Annotated in this window: 16 protein-coding genes and 1 tRNA gene; 14 read left to right on the top strand and 3 right to left on the bottom strand. The window is 56.4% G+C overall.

Features of this window, described 5'->3' with window-relative positions; genetic code table 11:
• Positions 1–54: 54 nt before the first annotated feature.
• Positions 55–708, bottom strand: a complete 654-nt coding sequence (locus DMG62_08355; GenBank protein PYY23375.1) for a hypothetical protein — start codon at positions 706–708, stop codon at positions 55–57.
• 94 nt (positions 709–802) lie between these two features.
• Here DMG62_08355 and DMG62_08350 point away from each other — a divergent pair, with 94 nt between their 5' ends.
• From DMG62_08350 to DMG62_08305, 10 genes are all read left to right on the top strand, one after another.
• Complete coding sequence (locus DMG62_08350) at positions 803–1,402, top strand: hypothetical protein (GenBank protein PYY23374.1); 600 nt, start codon at positions 803–805, stop codon at positions 1,400–1,402.
• A 262-nt stretch (positions 1,403–1,664) separates the two neighbouring features.
• Positions 1,665–1,753: transfer RNA gene (locus DMG62_08345), tRNA-Leu, on the top strand.
• Positions 1,754–1,875: 122 nt separating this feature from the next.
• A complete protein-coding gene (locus tag DMG62_08340; GenBank protein PYY23373.1) occupies positions 1,876–5,154 on the top strand; it encodes a hypothetical protein in 3,279 nt (1,092 codons plus the stop codon).
• A gap of 221 nt (positions 5,155–5,375) precedes the next feature.
• Positions 5,376–5,819, top strand: coding sequence for a transposase (locus DMG62_08335; GenBank protein PYY23372.1), 444 nt, complete (start codon positions 5,376–5,378; stop codon positions 5,817–5,819).
• Positions 5,820–6,047: 228 nt separating this feature from the next.
• Positions 6,048–6,455 (top strand): glyoxalase, encoded by a 408-nt coding sequence (locus tag DMG62_08330; GenBank protein PYY23371.1) that lies wholly within the window; start codon positions 6,048–6,050, stop codon positions 6,453–6,455.
• Positions 6,456–6,990: 535 nt separating this feature from the next.
• Positions 6,991–8,955 (top strand): threonine--tRNA ligase, encoded by a 1,965-nt coding sequence (locus DMG62_08325; GenBank protein ID PYY23370.1) that lies wholly within the window; start codon positions 6,991–6,993, stop codon positions 8,953–8,955.
• A gap of 204 nt (positions 8,956–9,159) precedes the next feature.
• A complete protein-coding gene (rplU, locus tag DMG62_08320; protein ID PYY23369.1) occupies positions 9,160–9,651 on the top strand; it encodes a 50S ribosomal protein L21 in 492 nt (163 codons plus the stop codon).
• A gap of 79 nt (positions 9,652–9,730) precedes the next feature.
• Positions 9,731–9,991, top strand: a complete 261-nt coding sequence (locus DMG62_08315; GenBank protein ID PYY23368.1) for a 50S ribosomal protein L27 — start codon at positions 9,731–9,733, stop codon at positions 9,989–9,991.
• A 147-nt stretch (positions 9,992–10,138) separates the two neighbouring features.
• Positions 10,139–11,191: a GTPase ObgE gene (locus DMG62_08310; GenBank protein ID PYY23367.1), complete on the top strand. Its 1,053-nt coding sequence runs from the start codon at positions 10,139–10,141 to the stop codon at positions 11,189–11,191.
• 149 nt (positions 11,192–11,340) lie between these two features.
• Positions 11,341–11,613, top strand: a complete 273-nt coding sequence (locus DMG62_08305; protein PYY23366.1) for a hypothetical protein — start codon at positions 11,341–11,343, stop codon at positions 11,611–11,613.
• Positions 11,614–11,780: 167 nt separating this feature from the next.
• Here the strand turns inward: DMG62_08305 and acnA are convergent, their stop codons facing one another.
• Both acnA and DMG62_08295 read right to left on the bottom strand, forming a co-directional pair.
• Entirely contained in the window at positions 11,781–14,630 is a 2,850-nt protein-coding gene (acnA, locus tag DMG62_08300) for an aconitate hydratase AcnA (GenBank protein ID PYY23365.1), read from the bottom strand.
• A gap of 73 nt (positions 14,631–14,703) precedes the next feature.
• Positions 14,704–16,035, bottom strand: a complete 1,332-nt coding sequence (locus DMG62_08295) for a divalent metal cation transporter (protein ID PYY23364.1) — start codon at positions 16,033–16,035, stop codon at positions 14,704–14,706.
• Between the two features lie 160 nt (positions 16,036–16,195).
• On the opposite strand from DMG62_08295, the gene DMG62_08290 reads away from it, so the two are divergent.
• From DMG62_08290 to DMG62_08275, 4 genes are all read left to right on the top strand, one after another.
• Positions 16,196–16,693: a thioredoxin family protein gene (locus DMG62_08290; protein ID PYY23363.1), complete on the top strand. Its 498-nt coding sequence runs from the start codon at positions 16,196–16,198 to the stop codon at positions 16,691–16,693.
• A gap of 86 nt (positions 16,694–16,779) precedes the next feature.
• Positions 16,780–17,412 (top strand): threonine transporter RhtB, encoded by a 633-nt coding sequence (locus DMG62_08285; GenBank protein PYY23362.1) that lies wholly within the window; start codon positions 16,780–16,782, stop codon positions 17,410–17,412.
• A 104-nt stretch (positions 17,413–17,516) separates the two neighbouring features.
• Positions 17,517–18,884: a hypothetical protein gene (locus tag DMG62_08280; protein PYY23361.1), complete on the top strand. Its 1,368-nt coding sequence runs from the start codon at positions 17,517–17,519 to the stop codon at positions 18,882–18,884.
• A gap of 307 nt (positions 18,885–19,191) precedes the next feature.
• A complete protein-coding gene (locus DMG62_08275) occupies positions 19,192–19,728 on the top strand; it encodes a hypothetical protein (GenBank protein ID PYY23360.1) in 537 nt (178 codons plus the stop codon).
• Positions 19,729–19,739: the final 11 nt, after the last annotated feature.

Here is a 19,739-nt window from a genome sequence, read left to right as displayed (position 1 = left end):
TGATCGGACAAAAAAATCGCGAACCCGAAGGCTCGCGATTGAGCAAAATCTCATCTACTTGCCGCGCTTGTCCCGTCTCAGATCCCGGCGATCGTGGCGGATGTCCTTCTTGTCCGCCTTGACGTCCTTGCGATCGTGATGGACGCCGCGGTAGTCGCTCCGCAAGTCCTTGCGATCGTTGTGGATGTCGGCCTTGTCATGATTGATGTCGGCCTGATCGTGACGAATGTCGCGCTTCTCGCCGGCAATCTCCTTGTTGTCTTCTTTGAGCTCGCCGCGATCCTTCGCGATTCTGGCCTTGTCCTTCGCCAGATCGTCCGTGTCGCCACTCTTGAGGTCCCTGCGGTACTTGGCTTGCGCCTTGTCCAGCTGGCCTTCGTCCTTGTTGCGGTCGCGGCGATCTGCATTCAGTTCGCGAACGTCCTGATTGCGGTCATGCCGGTCCTGGTTGATGTCCTTCTGGTCTTGCCGCACGTCCTTGCGGTCGCCGCGGATGTCTTGTTTGTCGTTTGCGATATCCCGGCGGTCCTGGCGAACATCGCGCTTGTCATGGCGCAGATCGCGACGATCGCTCTTGATATCGGATTGATTAGCTGGGGTGGGAGTCGTTGCTGAAGTGCCTGTAGATTGTGCGCTTGCAGCACTGCCGAATACGAGCAGGCTGGCCAGGATGCTGGTGGCCGCCGCTTCTAATCTAAAGTTACCCATGTCTCTCCTCGAAGAGCTCAACTCTGCTGAACTCTACTTGTGAGTGAAACGCTACGCCGGTGTGAAAGTTGCGTCCGCGTAACACGAATGTACGATGTACGGTGAGTTAAATGACAGGAGTCGAAGTCCCATGCACAAGACCTTTATTGCCATTGTGTTAATGCTGCTCTTTTCTCCTGCTCTTCTCGGCAAAGATCATGCTATCGACACGGCGCGCAGCAAGATCACGATTCACGTCGGCAAGAGTGGCCTGTTTTCGGCTGCAGGCCACGAACATGAAGTCAGCGCTCCGATTGCGGAGGGAGCATTCGACGACTCCGGCGTCGGCCGCGTTTGGTTTCGCGTGGAGACGGCGAAGATGCAAGTGCTTCCCGAAAAGGATCAGGCTGCTGTTCAGAAAGACATGCAGGAGAAGGTTCTTGAGATCGCAACCTTTCCACAGATCCGCTTCGAGTCCACCGCGATCAGAAAAATCGCTGAGGGTACGTGGTCGGTGGCAGGCAATCTGAGCCTGCATGGGAAAACCAATCCGGTGACCGCGGACGTTCACGTTGGAAATAACGCTTACGCCGGACAAGCCGTCATCAGGCAGTCCCAATTCGGCATTAAGCCGGTGAGCGCCGCCGGAGGCACGGTTAAGGCAAAAGACGAACTGAAGATCGAATTCGTGATCGTGGCTGCTGATTCGCGTTAACGTTCGCTTCGACCTTGGACTCTGCTTTGCCAAAACGCTGTCATCCTCACTCCGCAGCGAAGCTGTCTCAAGTGTGAATAATTCCAGTGCGGAGTGGGGAACCTGCTGTTTCTGAGTCACCGAACAGCAAATCCCCCGCGCAAGAGCGCGAGGCATGGCAGTCTGAAAATTGTCGCTCTCTTGAGCGTTTTTCCCGGGTCAGAGCAGTGTCGCATTTCAGCGAACTCCTCGCCGCATGCTAACCTGATTGTGCCCACCTAAAGCCGGGATGGCGGAACTGGCAGACGCAGCGGACTCAAAATCCGCCGAGGTTTACCCCTCGTGGGGGTTCGACCCCCCCTCCCGGCACCAATGACAAAAAGCTGAATTCCACTCTCTTCGCAGGCCAGCCCCCTGACTCGCGACGAAATGAAGCCTCGGACTATACTCTTGCCGCACGATGAACCCAGCATCGCGCATTCGGCAGGAGCATTATGCGCACCCAAATCCTTCTTCGCCTCGCACTCACAGCGTTGATCATCTTCAGTTTTGGCGCAGCCGCACAGGTCGCAACCGGCAAGAGCGCGTTCTCTCAAAGCACGGCGCCATCTGCAACCCAGAACGAGTATCTGAACAACCTTCAATTCCGCAACCTCGGCCCCGCCGTCGCTGGCGGACGCATTACTGCCGTGGTCGGCGTGCCGAACCATCCTGAGATCTACTATGCCGGCTCTGCGGCGGGTGGAGTGTTCAAGTCAGAAGACGGTGCGACGACATGGAGGTATGTCTCAAGCCAGGTCCCGGTGCCCTCGGTGGGCGCTATGGCGATCGCTCCAAGCAATCCCAATCTGGTTTGGGTGGGAACAGGCGAGGCGAATCTGCGCAATGACATCTCACCCGGAGGTGGTGTGTTCTTCTCTCCCGATGCGGGCGCCAGCTGGCGTTCGATGGGGCTTCAGGATGTCGGGCAGATTGCGACCATTATCGTGAGCCCCGCGAATCCCGAAGTGGTCTTCGTCGCTGCCTTCGGACATGCATGGGCTCCCAACGCCGAGCGCGGAGTCTTCCGCAGCACCGACGGCGGTCGCACGTGGAAAAAAGTCCTGTACATCGACGACAAGACCGGCGCCAGCGATTTGGTCATGGATCCTGCCAATCCGATGATCCTGTACGCGGGCATGTGGCAGGCGCAGCGCTATCCCTGGATGATGATCAGCGGCGGAAACAGCAGCGGACTCTACCGCTCGAGCGACGGCGGCGAGACATGGCAGAAGCTGAGTGGTGGCTTACCCAAGCCGCCGCTCGGACGAATTGGGTTGGCGGTTGCACCCAGCAATCCCAAGCATGTGTATGCGTTGGTCGAATCGAAAGAAGGAGTGCTGTGGGATTCCGCCGACTACGGCGAGCATTGGACAAAGGTCAGCGACAACTACCTGCTGAACGCGCGTCCGTTCTATTTCGGGCATCTCTTGGTTGCGCCCAATGACGAGAACAAGATCTATTTCCTCTCGTTCGACGTCGTGCTTTCCAACGACGGGGGCAAGACCGCGCGCATCATCAGCCGCGGCGTACATCCGGATCATCACGCATTGTGGATCGATCCGCGTGATCCCAATCGCCTGATCGAAGGCAACGATGGCGGCGTCTACACCTCCTGGAACGGCGGCCAAACCTGGCAATTTCGCGATTCGCTCCCGATCGAACAGTTTTACAGCATAGCCCTCGACGATCGCGTGCCCTACACCATCTGCGGCGGCCTGCAGGACAACAGTGGATGGTGTGGACCATCACACACGCTCGCGCGCGGTCCGATTGCCAATAACGAATGGTGGACTACGGTCGGCGGGGATGGTCAATACGTCGTTCCTGGCCTGACTGCGTCGAAGTTGATCTACTCCGACTCGCAGGATGGCGAAATCGAAGTACTCGACCGCGAAGCCGGACAGCAGCGGCATATTCGTCCCTATCTGCACAATCAGGGCGATATGCCCATTTCCGAACTAAAGTACCGCTTCAACTGGACTGCGCCCATCGCGGTCTCACCTGCGAACGACAAAGATGTGTACCTCGGGGCTAACGTACTGTTCCACTCCACTGATGCCGGCGAGCACTGGACGCCGATCAGTCCCGACCTCACGCGCAACGACAAGTCAAAGCAGGTTGTCACTGGCGGCGACATTCTCAAAGACCTCAGCAGCGCCGAGAACTACGACACGATCCTGGCGATCTCGCTTTCGCCGCTGGATGCAAAAGTGATCTGGGTCGGCACTGACGACGGCAACATTCAAGTCACGCAGGATGGAGGACAGCACTGGTCGAACGTCGCGAGCAATATCGCGCAGCTGCCGCAGTGGGGACGAATCCGGCAGATCGAGGCGTCACCTGCTACCGCCGGAACAGCCTACGTCGCTGTCGATTTCCACGAGGTGGACGATCACCGGCCTTATGTTTTCAAAACGCACGATTTCGGCAAGACCTGGACCGCGATCAATCGCGGCCTGCCGAGTCAGGCAGCCCATGTCGTGCGCGAGGACCCGAACCGGCGCGGCCTCCTGGTCCTTGGTACCGAAACGGGACTTTACTACTCCGTAGACGAAGGCGAGCATTGGACTGCCCTGAAGAGCGGTTTCCCGGCGACTCCGGTCTATGACCTGAAGTTTGAAAAGCGGAAGCACGACCTTGTGATCGGCACGCATGGCAGAGGATTGTTCGTTCTCGACGACATCAGTCCTCTCGAGCAATTGACGGCAGAAGTGCAAAACGCCGACCTGCACCTCTTCGAAGTAACGCCCGCGCACCTGTCGAGCATGTTCAGCCGTTACGGCCGCAGTGGCGGATTTTCAGCACCAAATCGTCCTGCGGGAGCTCTGATCAACTACTACCTGAAGCAATCGATCGAGAGCCGGAAGAGTGCCGACAGCCAGCCCACGATGCCGCCGGTCAAAATCGTGATTACAGGGCCAGATGGCCAAACAGTCCGCACTCTGCACGGCCCAGCCCGCGCGGGCGTGAATCGCATCGCCTGGGATCTGCGCTTGGATCCGCCGACCTCGCTGCGCACCGGGCGCGGTGAAAGCGAGAATGAAGGCGCCACCGAGAGCGGCGGCGAAGAAGGCTTCCGCCGCGCCGGCGGACCAACGGCGCTGCCGGGCACGTACAAAGTCACGCTCACCGCGAATGGGCACACCGAGTCACGCAATGTAGAAGTCGGTCCTGATCCACGCTTCCCATTCGATCAGCAGGCAGCCCAGGCGCAACTCCGTGCCGCGCTCGAAGTGCGCGACCAACTCTCAGCGCTGAACCAGGCCCTGAATCGGAACGGAGAACTGCGAGCGCAAATCAAATCAATGAGAACGGTCCTCGGCGGCCCCGAGCGCCAGGATGGCGATCGCTACGCCAAGCTCCTCGACAGCGCCCAACAGCTCGATGGAAAGCTGAGCAAGTGGCAGGAAGCGGTCTACAACCCCGCAGTCCAGAATGATCCCAAGTACTACCTGCATTATCTGGCAAGACTCAACGACCGCATGCAGCGCCTGCTCTCTCGCATCAACGAAGACTACGACCGCGCTCCTTCGGAAGAGCAGACAAGCGAAATGGCTGCGGTGCGGAGTCAGGTAGACGAGCAAGTGCGCAGCTTCAATGCCCTGTTGTCAGATGACGTTGGCAAATTCAACAAGATGGCGGCAGATACCGGAGCCAACACGCTGTACGCCGGACCGGCGATCGCGTTGCATGGAGAGCGGCCTCAGACGCAAGTAAGTGGAGGACGATAAATTTAGGACAGACCGAAGACCAGCGGAGCCGATAAGTGAGCGCGAAGCGCGGAACTCGGGTAGTCCCAGTGCCGTGAGCCCTGAGTGGAATCCCATTTTGATGAATTGTGGCACAGCCGCCCTCGGCTGTGGCTTTTGACTTTTGTTTCTCAAGCCGCCGGCGAGTCACGCTGTGGATTCCAGTGCACAGTGCGCTGCCCTGTGGCAGTCTTGTACATTTCATGTACCGCCGAAACCTGCCACACTTCCAGGTAGACGACACTCCGGTTTTCGTCACGTTCCGCACCTACGAAGATTTCGTCCTTCCTCCTGAAGCGCGAGATCTCGCGTACCAGCACTGCTTGCACGATCACATGGTGCTGGTTCACATGCACTCTTTTGTGATCATGCCCACGCATGTGCACTTGTTATTCACGCCTTTACGAGATAAAGACGGTCAATCTTTTCGTCTTGCAAAAATCATGAACGGAATCAAAGGACCTTCAGCTCACAGCATCAACAAATTGCTCGCGCGGAGCGGCCATCTTTGGCAGGATGAGTCCTTTGATCACGTAATCGAATCTGACGAGGAGATGAACAACAGACGCTTCTATATCCTTACGAACCCGATCGATGCTGGCTTGTGCAAATACCCTGAAGATTATCGATGGCTGTGGAGAGAGTAAGGGCCAAGCAACAAGAGTCAAGAGCCACAGCCGAGGGCGGCTGTGCCACAATTCATCGAAATGGGATTCCACCCAGGACTTACGCCACTGGGCTCGGCTTCTTTCGGCCCTTCGGGCCTGGTCAACAGCGCCGCTTGAAAAATCCACGCGAAATGGCGCGAGTCATCGCGCGGCATTGAAATCAGTACCGACAGTGCTACACTCCCCAACCTACCAAGGAGGTTTCCGATGCCTGCTCCCAAGCCACAGAAAGCATCGACCTTCCGATTGTCGAAAATCGTCGGATTCACCATCACCACTCAACCGGAAAAAGCGAAGGCCTTCTATACCAAGACACTCGGCTTTCCTTTCGTGAAAGACGACGGCTTTGCTCTGGTCTTCGACGCGCATGGGACCATGCTGCGGGTGAGCAAGCTGAAGCAGTTCACGCCAGCACAGTTCACCGTGCTGGGATGGGAAGTGGAAGACATCGAGGCGGCCGTCGCCGAACTGGTGCGCAGAGGTGTAGTCTTCGAGCGCTATCCGGGAATGCCGCAGGATAAAAGCGGAATCTGCACCTTCCCCGGCGAGGCCCGCGTTGCCTGGTTCAAGGATCCGGATGGGAACGTGTTGTCGGTATCGCAGCACAATAAGTAGCAGCTCGCAGCGAACATAGTTCGCTGCTACCACGGATCGTGAGCAAGAGCCAAACAATTCTTAGACGAGAGTGCCGGGTGCGACGGTCCCTTCAGAAAAAGTGCTGAAGGCGAGCAACGGATTGAATGCGGCACAATTCACTGCTTATTCACTGTTATTCACTGTTCCGGACTGTGCTGGAAAATGATCGACTGTTGCAAGCGATTGCCAGACCGGGAGTTACTCGGAATATCCGTTGCTCGCCTGTCCCGGGTAAAAAAATTCGCTGTTAAATTCGCTGTTAAATTCGCTGTTATCGCATTAACAGGGAAAACGCCACATCTGCTGCGTTGGATTGCATCGCTACGCCGCCCGTCTCTCCGCGTCCTCCGCAGCCTCGCTTAGCTGTAACTAGGCGGATGTGCCTAGTCAGCCTCTAGAATTGTTCGCAGCCCAAGCGGAGTGACTTAGGAACTGTTCAGCCGCGCACATCAGGCGAGAACCTGAATGCTTGCGTTATTCTGAATGTTTACAACGTCTCAAGCAGGTTCAATCAATGCCTGACGTAGCAGAAGCACCCAGCATTCTAAAGATCACTCTGCCCGATGGATCCTCGCGTGAACTGCCCCGTGGGACGACGCCATACGATGTAGCCAAGTCGATCTCGCCTCGCCTCTCCGATGCCGCTCTTGCCGCCAAGGTGAACGGCAAAGTCGTCGATCTGAATCGGCCTATCGAAGAAAACGCCGAAGTGCGGATTCTCACGGAGAAGGATCCCGAGTCGCTTGAGGTGTTCCGGCATTCCTCGGCTCACGTATTGGCAACCGCCGTCACCGAGTTGTTCCCCGAGACGAAGCTTGGGCATGGTCCACCGACTGAATCCGGCTTCTTCTACGACTTCTATCGTCGAACGCAGTTCACTCCCGAGGACCTGCAGCGCATTGAGCAGCGCATGCAGGAGGTTGTTGATCGGGACGAGAAGTTTGTCCGTGAATACGTGCCGCGAGACAAGGCGATCCGTCAGTACGAGTCTGAAAACGATTGGATGAAGGTGCACTTCATTCAGAAGCACACTGAAGGTGAAAACCAGGTTTCTTTCTATCGCAACGGCAAGTTCGTCGACTTCTGCCGGGGACCTCACATTCCTAGTACGGGACGAATCAAGGCCTTCAAACTCCTGAACCTCGCCGGCGCCTACTGGCTGAATGACGAGAAGAACCCGCAGCTCCAACGGATTTATGGGACTTCGTTTTACTCGAAGAAGGACCTCGAGCAGTATCTCAAGGCGATCGAGGAGGCGAAGAAACGCGATCATCGCGTGCTGGGACAGCAGCTCGATCTCTTCTCCATCCAGGAATTGGCAGGACCAGGCCTGATCTTCTGGCATCCCAAAGGCGGAATCATTCGCAAGGAGATGGAAGACTGGCTGCGCTCAGAGTATCTGAAGCGCGGATACTCGCTGGTCTTCACGCCGCACGTAATGCGCACGGATCTGTGGAAGACCAGCGGCCACACGGGCTATTACGCGCAGAACATGTTCACACCCATGGAACTCGACGATGCCGAGTACCAGCTCAAGCCAATGAACTGTCCCGGGCACATCCTCATCTACCAGAACACGCTCCGTTCCTATCGCGACCTGCCAGTGCGTCTCGGCGAACTTGGCACGGTTTATCGCTACGAGCGTTCGGGAGTTATGCACGGCCTGCTGCGCGTGCGTGGTTTTACTCAGGACGATGCCCATATTTTTTGCACGCCTGAGCAAATCGAAGACGAGATCGTCAGCTGCATCGATTTTGCCCTTACCGTGCTCAATACCTATGGCTTCGAGAAGTACGAAGTCGAACTCTCAATCTGGGACCCCAATGACACCAGCAAATACATCGGATCCAAAGAGAACTGGGAGCAAGCCATTGCCTCGCTGGAAAAAGCAATGCAGCGCCGCAACATTCCTTACAAAACGATTGCTGGCGAGGCGGCGTTTTACGGTCCAAAAATCGATGTGAAGCTAGTGGACGCGATTGGCCGGCTGTGGCAACTCTCGACCGTTCAATTTGACTTCACGCTTCCCGAGCGCTTCAAGCTCGAATACGTGGCTGAAGACGGCTCGCGCAAGCAGCCGCTAATGGTGCACCGCGCACTCTACGGATCGATCGAGCGCTTTTTCGGCGTGCTGATCGAACACTATGCCGGCAACTTCCCGGTATGGCTCTCACCAACGCAGACAGTAATGGTCCCAATCTCCGAGCGCCACGCTGCGTATGCGGAACAGGTGGCCGAGAAGTTAAAAGCCGCCGGAGTACGCGTCCACGTAGATGCCAGGAACGAAAAGATGAATGCCAAGATCCGCGAACACACGTTGCAGAAGGTGCCGTTCCTGCTCGTGGTGGGAGATAAGGAAGCTGAAGCGGGAGAAGTGAGCGTTCGGGTTCGGGGCAAGGGTGATGAAGGCAAGATGAAGGTTGACGATTTCACCGCGCGCGTTCGAGGTCTGATCGAAACCCGGGCTGCTCAGATATAGAGTGTTGGCAGATCGGTTTTACGTCGCCCGATCACCCGATTGCTGGAGCTCCTCAGCGATCCCGTGCGGAATTGACCGCATTGGATGCAACACGTTAAAATTATTGAGTTTGTCTGTCCTCGTCGTCCTCGTCTGAGGATTGCGGTCGCCTTCTGAGCGGCTGGTAGGAATCAGCAAGCAACTTCTACAAAGAAGGAAAAGCCTATGTACGCGGTGATCCGCGCCGGGGGAAGGCAGTTTCGCGTCGCACCCGGAGACGTAATCAAAGTTGACCAGAAGCCGGCTGAGAACGGCAATATCGAGTTTACCGATGTGCTCGCGGTTTCCGGCGAGCCTGGAACCATCGTGAAGCCGCAGAGCGGTGCCCGCGTCGTTGGTAGCGTAGTAGAGGAAGGCCGCGGCGACAAGATCCTGGTCTTCCATTTCAAGCGCAAGAAGCAGTATAAGAAGCTCCAGGGACATCGCCAGCCCTACACCGCCGTCCGCATTACCGAAATTTCTTTCGACGGACAGAAGTTTACCGCTCCTGACCTGCCGGCATCCAAGCCGAAAAAGGAGAAGAAAGAGATGGCTAGCAAGCAGACGGAGCAGAAGGCAGGTAAGAAGGCCCGCACTGGAGCCGAAGGCAAGGCGTCCAAGAGCAGCAAGAAGCGCACGGATAAGGGCACCGCTCGCGCCGCGCAGAAAAAGAAGTAGTAGCTTTCGGAGCTGCGAAGCTTCGAGGTCGCGCAGCTTAAATCAGAGCCCGAACAAGCAGTTAAGGATACTCAAAGATATGGCACACAAAAAAGGGTTAGGTAGTTCCAAAAATGGACGTGACTCGAATGCCCAGCGGCTTGGAGTAAAAGCCTTCGGCGGACAGCTTGTGAGCGGTGGCTCGATCATCGTCCGCCAGCGGGGCACGCGTCTGAAACCCGGCAAGAACGTTGGTCGCGGCAAAGACGACACGCTCTTCGCGAAGGTCAATGGTGTGATTCGATTTGTCGATCGCGGCAACTTGGGCCGTTTCGTGCACGTGGAACCCGCAGAAGCCTAGGCTTTTTGGGTTCCCTGAAGATTGCTTAGAGGCAAGGCCCCGAGCTTCGGGGCCTTCTTGTTTTCGGCGCACCAAGATCCAAGAATGTTGCTGCAATCTCGAGTCGTGTGGGGGATCCAAGCTTAGTAGCTAACAGCTTAGAAGCTGATGTTCATCGATGAAGCCAAAATTCGCGTAAAAGCCGGAGACGGCGGTAATGGCTGCATGGCCTTTCGGAGGGAGAAGTTTGTCCCGCGCGGGGGACCTTCGGGCGGCGACGGCGGACGGGGCGGCGACGTCGTCATGGAATCCAGCGAGCGTCACAACACGCTCGTGCATTTTCGCTTCAATCCGGAATACAAAGCTGAACGCGGGCGGCACGGCGAAGGCTCTAACCGAACGGGACAGGAAGGAAGTGATGTCATCTTGAAGGTTCCTGTCGGAACAATTCTGTACGACGCGGATACTGGTGAACGCATCCACGATTTCTCACGTGCCGATGAGCGTCTCGTAATCGCGCGCGGTGGACGTGGCGGACGTGGCAATCAGCATTTCGCTACTCCCACTCACCAGGCTCCGCGCGAACACGAACTTGGACGTCCGGGGGAAGAGCGAAACTACAGGCTGGAGCTGAAGCTGTTGGCCGATGTTGGCCTGGTGGGATATCCGAATGCAGGTAAGTCCACTCTGATCTCGCGCATCTCAGCTGCGCGACCCAAGATCGCCGACTATCCTTTCACCACGCTCGAGCCGAATCTAGGCGTGGTAAGCGTCGGTGAGCTTCCGGACGACGACAGTTACGTAGTTGCCGACATCCCTGGCTTGATAGAGGGCGCCAGTTCGGGCCATGGGCTAGGAACGCAGTTTCTCCGCCACATCGAACGTACGCGGCTCCTTCTGCACCTCATCGATGTCTCCGACGCGAGCGGCCGCCCCGATCCCACGCAGGACTTCAAGGTAATCATGAATGAGCTTGAAACCTGGGGCACGGGGCTTGAGCAGAAGCCGATGATTGTTGTTGCCTCGAAGATCGACAGTGCCAATTCCGAAAAGCTGGCCAGGCTGAAACGCTTCTGCTCGCGCCGTAAGCTGCCATTGATGGCCATTTCGGCGGTAAGCGGTGAAGGGATCCAAAAGCTGAAATATGCCGTGGGTGAGCGCGTGAAGGAGATTCGCGCGACGCCAGATGCGAGCAGCGAGAGCCATTCTCTTCCCGCTTAATCCCGCGACCGTAGAAACGCAGCATGCTGCGCCTCTGCTGGTGCAATAGCTTCACATCTTTTCGAGCTAGTCCCCAACGTCTCACTTTGGTAACCTCGTCTCTGAACAAATTCGGCAAACGTCGGGCATGTCGGAGCATCCTACTATTGATGGCTCTAGCGCTTGTGAGACGGCTGGAATTCTTGAAGAGGGTAGTTCCTGTAAAGATGGAGGGAAGGACCGCTGATATGAGTTTCACTATCCGTCGCCCACTCTTGATACTCATGTGGACAGGCATCGGACTCGGCGTCATCGCCGGGGCGCTCTATCTTGGAAACGAACTTCGCAAGCAGCGTCTAGCGAAGCGCATGCCCTATGAGAGCTACAGCCACGCCGGCGAAGATCGGATGCTCAACGGTACGGAATACGGCGTGGGGATCTAGTTCTTCGTTCTTTGTGTCATTCCGAGGCCGCGGTTTTGCGGCGAGGAATCCCTACCGACTCCATTGTTCTTTACGTAATGAGACAATCGATCCACGAAAACTCGTCGGCACTATAGGGATTCCTCGGCCCCAAAAACGGCCCTTCAGAATGACAGAACAAAGAACTGCTACGTAATACTGCTCCCAGTACTCGGATCAGCCACAGTACTCATCCCACGACTGACCACGTGAGGCCTCTCCCATCCTGCCAGCAATTGCCGCAGAACAAACTGCAAAATCCCACCATGTTGATAGTAAAGAATCTCTTGCGGCGTATCGATGCGCACGCTAGCTTCGAATTCTTTGATCGTGCCGTCGCCTCGTTGGGCATGCACGCTCACATGACGTCCCGAAGCGAACTTCGAATCGAGTAGCTCGCGCAACCCTGTTATCGCGTACATCTCTTCCCCAGTAAGACCAAGCGCCTCGGGATCCTCTTCGGACAGGAGCTGCAGCGGGAGAATTCCCATTCCTACCAGGTTCGAGCGGTGAATGCGCTCGTAGCTCTGCGCAATGACCGCATGAACACCGAGCAATTTTGGTCCTTTGGCGGCCCAGTCGCGCGACGATCCCGATCCGTACTCTTTTCCGGCGAGAATGATGAGTGGCACTCCGTCGTCCTGGTACTTCATCGAGGCATCGAAGATTGACATCACCTCATTCGTCGGCAGATAGCGCGTGACTCCGCCCTCGGTGCCGGGGGCGAGCTTGTTGCGAAGCCGAACGTTGGCGAAGGTTCCGCGAACCATCACTTCATGATTCCCGCGCCGGGAACCATAGGAGTTGAAGTCGTGCGGCTTCACGCCATGCTCAATCAGATACCTGCCGGCAGGGCTGTTCTGCTTAATCGAGCCGGCTGGCGAGATGTGGTCAGTGGTCACGCTGTCGCCCAGCCATGCCAGCACGCGCGCTCCGACAATGTCTTTCACCGGAGGCGGATTTACCGGCATGTCGTCGAAGTATGGAGCTTTCTTGATATAGGTTGAGTCTTTCTCCCACGCGTACGTGTCCCCTTTCGGGACTTTCAGCCTCTTCCAGTGCTCGTCGCCCTCGGCGATACTTGCGTAGTTGTCGCGAAACATAGAGGAGTCTATGCATTTGCGCACAACTTCATCGACTTCTTTCTGGCTCGGCCAGATATCACGAAGATAAACTTCCTTCCCCTGATGGTCTTTACCAAGAGGCTCGGTGAGCAGATCGTGGTCGATGCGTCCGGCCAGCGCGTATGCCACGACCAGTGGCGGCGACATCAGGTAGTTAGCGCGAACCTCAGAGTTGATGCGCCCTTCGAAGTTGCGATTGCCGGAAAGCACCGAGACAACCACGAGCTGATGATCGTCGATGGCTTTGGACACATCTGCAGGCAGCGGGCCGGAATTGCCGATGCAGGTTGTGCATCCATATCCGGCGATGCTGAAGCGGAGACGGTCGAGGAACTCCATCAGCCCAGCCTTCTTGTAATACTCGGTCACGACGCGCGATCCGGGAGCAACCGACGTCTTCACCCAGGGCGGCGTCGAGAGACCACGCTCGACCGCATTCTTCGCCAGGATTCCGGCCGCCATCATCACGTAGGGGTTTGAAGTATTCGTGCAGCTCGTGATGGCAGCGATGACGACGGAGCCATGGTCAAGATATTTGCTGACATCGACGTGGTGCTTTGCCGCAACCGGCTCCGCCACATCTGGCTTAGTGCCTTCAGAGCCGGTTGCTGTCGGATTGCCGCCTTCACCTTCCCACCGCATTACTTGCCTTGCCGCAGCTCTTGCAACTGCCGGTCCCAGCAATGACGGCAACTCATGCTTGAAATTCTCCGCCGCTTGCGAGAGGCGAACGCGATCTTGGGGACGGCGGGGTCCGGCGACGCTGGGCTCAACGGTCGAGAGATCAAGCTCCACGACTTCGGAATAGGTGGCCTGCGGTGACCCTTTGGTATGGAACAAGCCCTGTTCTTTGCAGTAAGCCTCGACCAGCGCGATTTGCTCATCGCTGCGCCCGGTCATGCGCAGGTAACGGAGTGTTTCTCCGTCAACCGGGAAAATACCGCAAGTTGCGCCGTACTCAGGCGCCATGTTTGCGATCGTCGCGCGATCGGCGAGAGGCAGCTCTGATAGGCCCTCGCCGAAGAACTCCACGAACTTTCCGACAACGCCGGTCTTGCGCAGCATCTGGGTGACCGTGAGGACTAGATCCGTAGCGGTCGAGCCTTCCTTGAGTTTGCCGATGAGTTTGAACCCGACGACCTGCGGTAAGAGCATCGATACTGGCTGACCCAACATCGCCGCCTCTGCCTCAATTCCGCCTACTCCCCAGCCGAGCACTCCCAGACCGTTCACCATCGTGGTATGCGAATCGGTGCCAACCAGAGTGTCAGGATAAGCCTGCTGGACTCCATCAACGACTTGCGAAAAGATGACGCGCGCCAGGTATTCCAGGTTGATCTGGTGGACAATTCCCATATCGGGCGGAACTACGGAGAAATTGTTGAACGCTGTCTGTCCCCAGCGGAGAAAGGCATAGCGCTCACGGTTGCGTTCGAACTCAAGAAGCGCATTCGTATGGAAAGCGTTGGGAGTTCCGAATTCGTCCACCTGCACAGAGTGGTCAATCACCAATTCAGCAGGCTGCAAGGGATTGATCGCGTTTGGATTGCCCCCAAGCCTCTTCATTGCATCGCGCATCGCAGCCAGATCAACAACTGCAGGCACGCCGGTAAAATCCTGCATCAACACGCGGGCAGGAGTGAAGGCGATTTCTCGCGAAGGCGCAGCCGTCGCTTGCCACTGCGCGAGAAAGCGAATGTCATCTTGCGTGACTGACTTGCCGTTTTCTGTACGCAGCAGGTTCTCCAGCAATACGCGCAGAGAATATGGAAGGTGCTGCGTCGATCCGCACTGTTTATCGAGAACGTTGATCCGGTAAATCTCGTACTGCCGATCGCCAACGCGCAGAGTTGCGCGCGCGCCAAATGAATTCATGATTACCACCTAGCAATTAGATGTTCCAAGAGAAGCTACGAAGCTTCAAAGCTGCGCAGCTTCGAAGCTTTCTTCAAAACTTTCCACCGAACGACTGATAAATCAGCAGCAGGTTCAACCCAATGATCACCGTGACGGTCGCATAGGCCAGCACATTTGTGCTGCGGCCGTTTGCCAGCTCTCCCATAACCTTCGTGCGCCGCGTGAGTAGGATCAGCGGCACCAGCGCAAACGGCAACGCGAAACTTAGCCCCACTTGCGAGAGCACCAGGATCTTCAGCGGATCGAGCTTCATGGCAATCACAATCAGCGCGGGGATCATCGTGATCAGCCGGCGCAGGAAGACGCTGAAGCGAATGTTCAGAAAGCCTTCGATGATTACCTGACCTGCCATCGTTCCTACGGTTGATGACGAGAGCCCGGAGAGCAACAAAGCCAAAGCAAACGCCATGGCCGAGACTCCACCCAAGAGCGGGGCGAGTGTCTGGTGCGCGTCTTCGATGGAGGTTACATGCTGGCCATGCGTAAAGAACACTGCAGCAGCCATCACGATCATCGCTGTGTTGATCAGCCATGCACCGTTCATCGCGGCAAACACATCGATGATTTCGAACTGCAGGTGCTTCAGTCGCTGCAGTCTCTGGCTGGTCGGACATCCTTCGAGCGCCTTGCGCGCGCGGTCCTGCACTAATGCGGAATGCAAATACACCACGTGCGGCATCACCGTCGCCCCCAGCATGCCCACTGCAATGTAAATGCTCTCTGACCCGATCTGCGGCACAAGGATGTGATAGCCCACCTGTGCCCAATTTGGTTTTGCCAGGAAGATCTCGATGGCGTAACAGGCGGCTATGCCAAAGACGAATGTCATGATCCCCATCTCGAGCTTCCTAAATCCATAGAGCTCTAAAGCCAGTATCAGGAAGACGAGAACCGCGGTTGCAAGTGCCGCAACCATCAGAACAGTAGATTTTTCCAGGCCATGCGCCAGCAGCCAAGGTCCGACGAGGAGGTAAAATCCCAGCGCAGCTCCTAGGAATTCAGCCAGGTCAGTGGCTAGCGCCGCCAGCTCAGCCGCAACCCACAGAAACAGATTCATTCCCCAAGAGAAATTGTCCCGACAGTTCTGGGGAAGCGTTCGTCCGGTGGCGATGCCAAGTTTTGCCGATAGGTACTGAATCAGAATCGCCATGGCGTTCGACCACAGCAATACCCAAAGCAGCGAATACCCAAATCGCGTCCCGCCTTCGATGTTGGTGGCGAAGTTTCCTGGATCGATGTACGCGACGCTAGCAACGAATGCTGGTCCGAAGTAGTACCAAAGCTCCCCGCTACGAAAGGCAGGCAAAGCCTTGAACCTAAGACTCCAAACCTTATTCGCTGGTGTAGACGTGCTGCTGCTCATTTCAGTCGCCACAACAGATGAAAATCGCTGTTGATGGGGAACAAGTTAGTATAGGGCAACAGGCGACATGCAGCAGGCGCTAGGGTAAGAGCACAATCGGTTTTGCCTATTGCGTCTCACCTGTTGCTTATTGCCGCCTCTCTGCATCTATATTGTTCGCATGCCCATAACTCGAATTGCCGGCGTTCTTCTGCTTCTCGTTTCCAGTTTGGCCGCGGCACAGCAGTCCCAGCCCTTTAGCAACGACCAAGTGTCGTCAAAGTTGCGGGAGCTCTATCCCGAGAATGCCGATGCAAAGAAGGAGATCGCCGAAGCGCTTGCGGCGGCTGCTAAGGACCACAAGCACGTGCTGCTGGTCTTCGGCGCCAATTGGTGCTTTGACTGCTTTGCCCTGGATTACCGCTTCCACCAGACGGGGATTCAGCCGATCCTGGACAAGAACTACCACGTCGTGCACGTGGACATCGGCCGCAACGACAAGAACGAAGATCTTGTGAAGAAGTACAACATACCGATCGAGAAAGGCATACCCTCGCTGGCTGTCCTCGACACCAAGGGCCACACACTGTACACCACCGGCGAATTCGAGTCGGCGCGGAGTACCGATCCTCAAGTGATCGTAAGGTTCCTCGACACGTGGAAACCTAAACAGAGCTGATATCGCGGCAATGCGTTCCACAAACAATTAAAGAAGCTCCAGCGCTTTTCTGACCATCCACTGTCGGGTAGTCGAGAAAAACCTGAATGGATTCTCGCTTCTTAGCCTTCCTTGGCATCGCCGCCCTGCTGACCATCATTCCGGGAGCCGACACCGGGCTAGTCACCAAAAACGCAATCGCGCGCGGGCGTACTGCTGCATTCTTTACGACCTTCGGTATCTGTTTAGGCTGCCTATGCCACGCAACCGCATCTGCGTTGGGGTTGTCAGTTGTACTTCGTGAATCCCCTCGCGTCTATGAGTGGGTAAAGCTCATTGGCGCCGGATATCTGGTCTACATCGGAGCTCGAGCTCTGTGGGCAGCGCGGACGCCTTATGGTGTCGAGCATGGAATCGCCTTCGCAGTTAAGGAACGCCGTGGAGTCTGGGTTAGCTTCGTCGAGGGATTGTTTACCAACCTCCTGAACCCAAAAGTTGCCGTTTTCTATCTGACTTTCCTGCCGCAGTTCATCGCACCGGGAGAGAACGTGCTCCACAAGTCGCTGTTCCTCGCGAGCATTCACGTTCTTATGGGATTGACCTGGCTCTGCAGTTACGCGATGTTGCTGGACCGAATGAGCGCGGTGCTCACCCGACCTTCGGTGAGACGCAAACTTGAGGCATTTACCGGCGCGGTTTTGGTGGTTTTTGGGCTGCGGCTGGCGATGGAACGTAGATAATTTGCGAAGCGTCTCGCTGGAAAAACGCAGTCGAGATCGGTGACAATACCGTCAAAGCACGTTCTTACGAACCAACGGGTAGGCTGACCAAGGAAAACCCACGAATGAAGACGGTATTCGTCGTAGGCGCGGGACCGGCAGGACTCTTCGCGGCACAAAAAATTGCGCAAGCTGGGCATCAGGTTGTAATCCTCAACCGCGACATCAAACCCGGCGGCTTGGCCGAATACGGAATTTATCCCACCAAAGACAAGATGAAAGTTGGGCTGCGCAAGCAGTTTGCCAAAGTGCTGGCTCTGCCCAATGTGCACTACCTCGGGCATGTTTGTGTTGCCGAGCACGGGTGCCTCTGCATCGATGAGCTCCGCCAGTTCAATCCCTCGGCGATAGTTTTTGCGGTAGGTGCGCAGGGAACGAAAAAGCTGGGGCTTGAGGGCAGTTCTGCGCGCGGCGTGTATTCTGCCAAAGACTTCGTCTACTACTACAACCAGCTACCCCCATTTGCGTCACAGGACTTCTCGACCGGAAAACGCGTCGCGGTGATCGGCATGGGAAATGTAGCCATCGATCTTGCCCATTGGTTTCTTGTCGACGCACCCGAGAAACCGGATGAGGCGATCATCGTAGCGCGGCGAGGGCCCTTCGAAGCGAAGTTCGACCAGAAAGAGTTCGCATTTGTAGATAAATATCTCGACCGCGAAGCCTTCCGGCAGGAGTTGCTTCGAATTCAGCCTCAACTGGAAGCCGTAGGTCAGGACATCAACAAAGTTGCTGAAGAGACGTTTCCCATTTTGGCAAAACAATATGCCGACCCTCCAGGATCAAGTCGACTGCTGTTTCGCTTCCTGAGCTCACCATCCTCGATCCATACCAACGCGAATGGTCGAATCGACCGACTCCGGATAACCGAGAACATCTTAGTTCAGCGCGATGGCAACATGGCCTGCAAGGCTACCGAACAAACTGCAGATCTCGATGTGGACACGATGATTTTCGCTATCGGAGATGCCGCAGATCCTGGTGTTGGCCTGCCCTGTGGACCTGAAGGATATCTCATCAATCCCGATACTACTGATCCACACCGCGCTGCTTACGAGGTTTATGACCAGGAGCGGAGCTGCGCGATGGAAGGCATTTACGTCGTAGGTTGGGCACGCAAAGCCAGCGAAGGATTAGTCGGCATCGCACGACATGACGCGGAGGTCGGCGCAGTACACGTCCTCAAATACCTGGAAGGCGTTCCCGAAAAGGTATCGGCCACTCCCGCTGAGATCAAGCGGGCGATTGAATCGAAGGGCGTTCGCGTTGTCGGCAAGTCAGACCTCGAGCACCTGGCGAAAGCGGAAGAAGAACAAGCTCGTGCCAGAGGCGTTGCATGGTTCAAGTTTTCTGAGGATGAGGCGATGCTGGCGTCGATCGACGAGCAGAAAGAACGTTCCGGAGGCGCAGTCGCAACGGCTCAAGCTGATTAAGCGAGCGCCGTGCGAGCCACTTTGTTCAGCGCTGCTCCGGCGCGATTTTGCCTGTAACAAGAAAGTTACACCCCTAAAAAATATGGAGCACCCGCGGGCGGACAGGTCCGCGAACATCCGAAAATTGGCCGGTATTTCACTAAAATGAATACCCCAAGGTTCAGGTTCCCATAGAGGTACCGGCCATACTCGACGATTCCCGTTAGTAACTTCCGTCACTCCGAGCAACAGCACAATAATCATCCCTGTGAGTCGCGATCAAACACTTCTGGCGCTTACCGTAGTGGGGATTGCCGTCGGTATATTCATGCTGCGTCAGGCCAGTGGTCAGTCGAGTGCCGCAGAGGCAAGCGCCGCAGCTCCAACTTACGCCAGCGCTCCTCCGCCAACTCCTGCGGCATCTCCCCTCCCTGAAAACAACGCCTCTGGAATCGCCTTTGAGATAACCCCGAGGGACCGTTCTGCCGACGAAAGGGAGATCATCAATTACGCAAAGAGTGCGCCGGTTTCGATGCTCGATTCCTCGCTCCCTCATCAATCGGCTGGATATTGGATCCCACGAGCGGCGGGTGCTTACTCCCGATTGCGGTGGGAAGTGAATGACTGCCGCACTCGTCGCAGGTACAGCGACTCCATTCCGCTTTGCGCACAGGCCAATATTGAATTTACGAATGGCACCAGATTCGAAGCTCTGGTAATGGTTGGATCGCGCCCTCTCGATTCTGCTAAGCCGGTGAAGTATGTCCAGCCTTCGCTTCTCTGGGCCTTTTACAAAAGGCCGCGTGGAGCCGTTGTGCCCGCCCCACTGGGACTGCTGCAGCGATTCGGCCAAGAAGGAAATTAGGCTCCTCCCGC

It is taken from the genome of Acidobacteriota bacterium, from assembly GCA_003225175.1.
Lineage (GTDB): Bacteria > Acidobacteriota > Terriglobia > Terriglobales > Acidobacteriaceae > Gp1-AA112.
The sequence above is the reverse complement of the archived record's forward strand: the minus strand, read 5'-3'. Positions and strand labels throughout refer to the sequence as shown.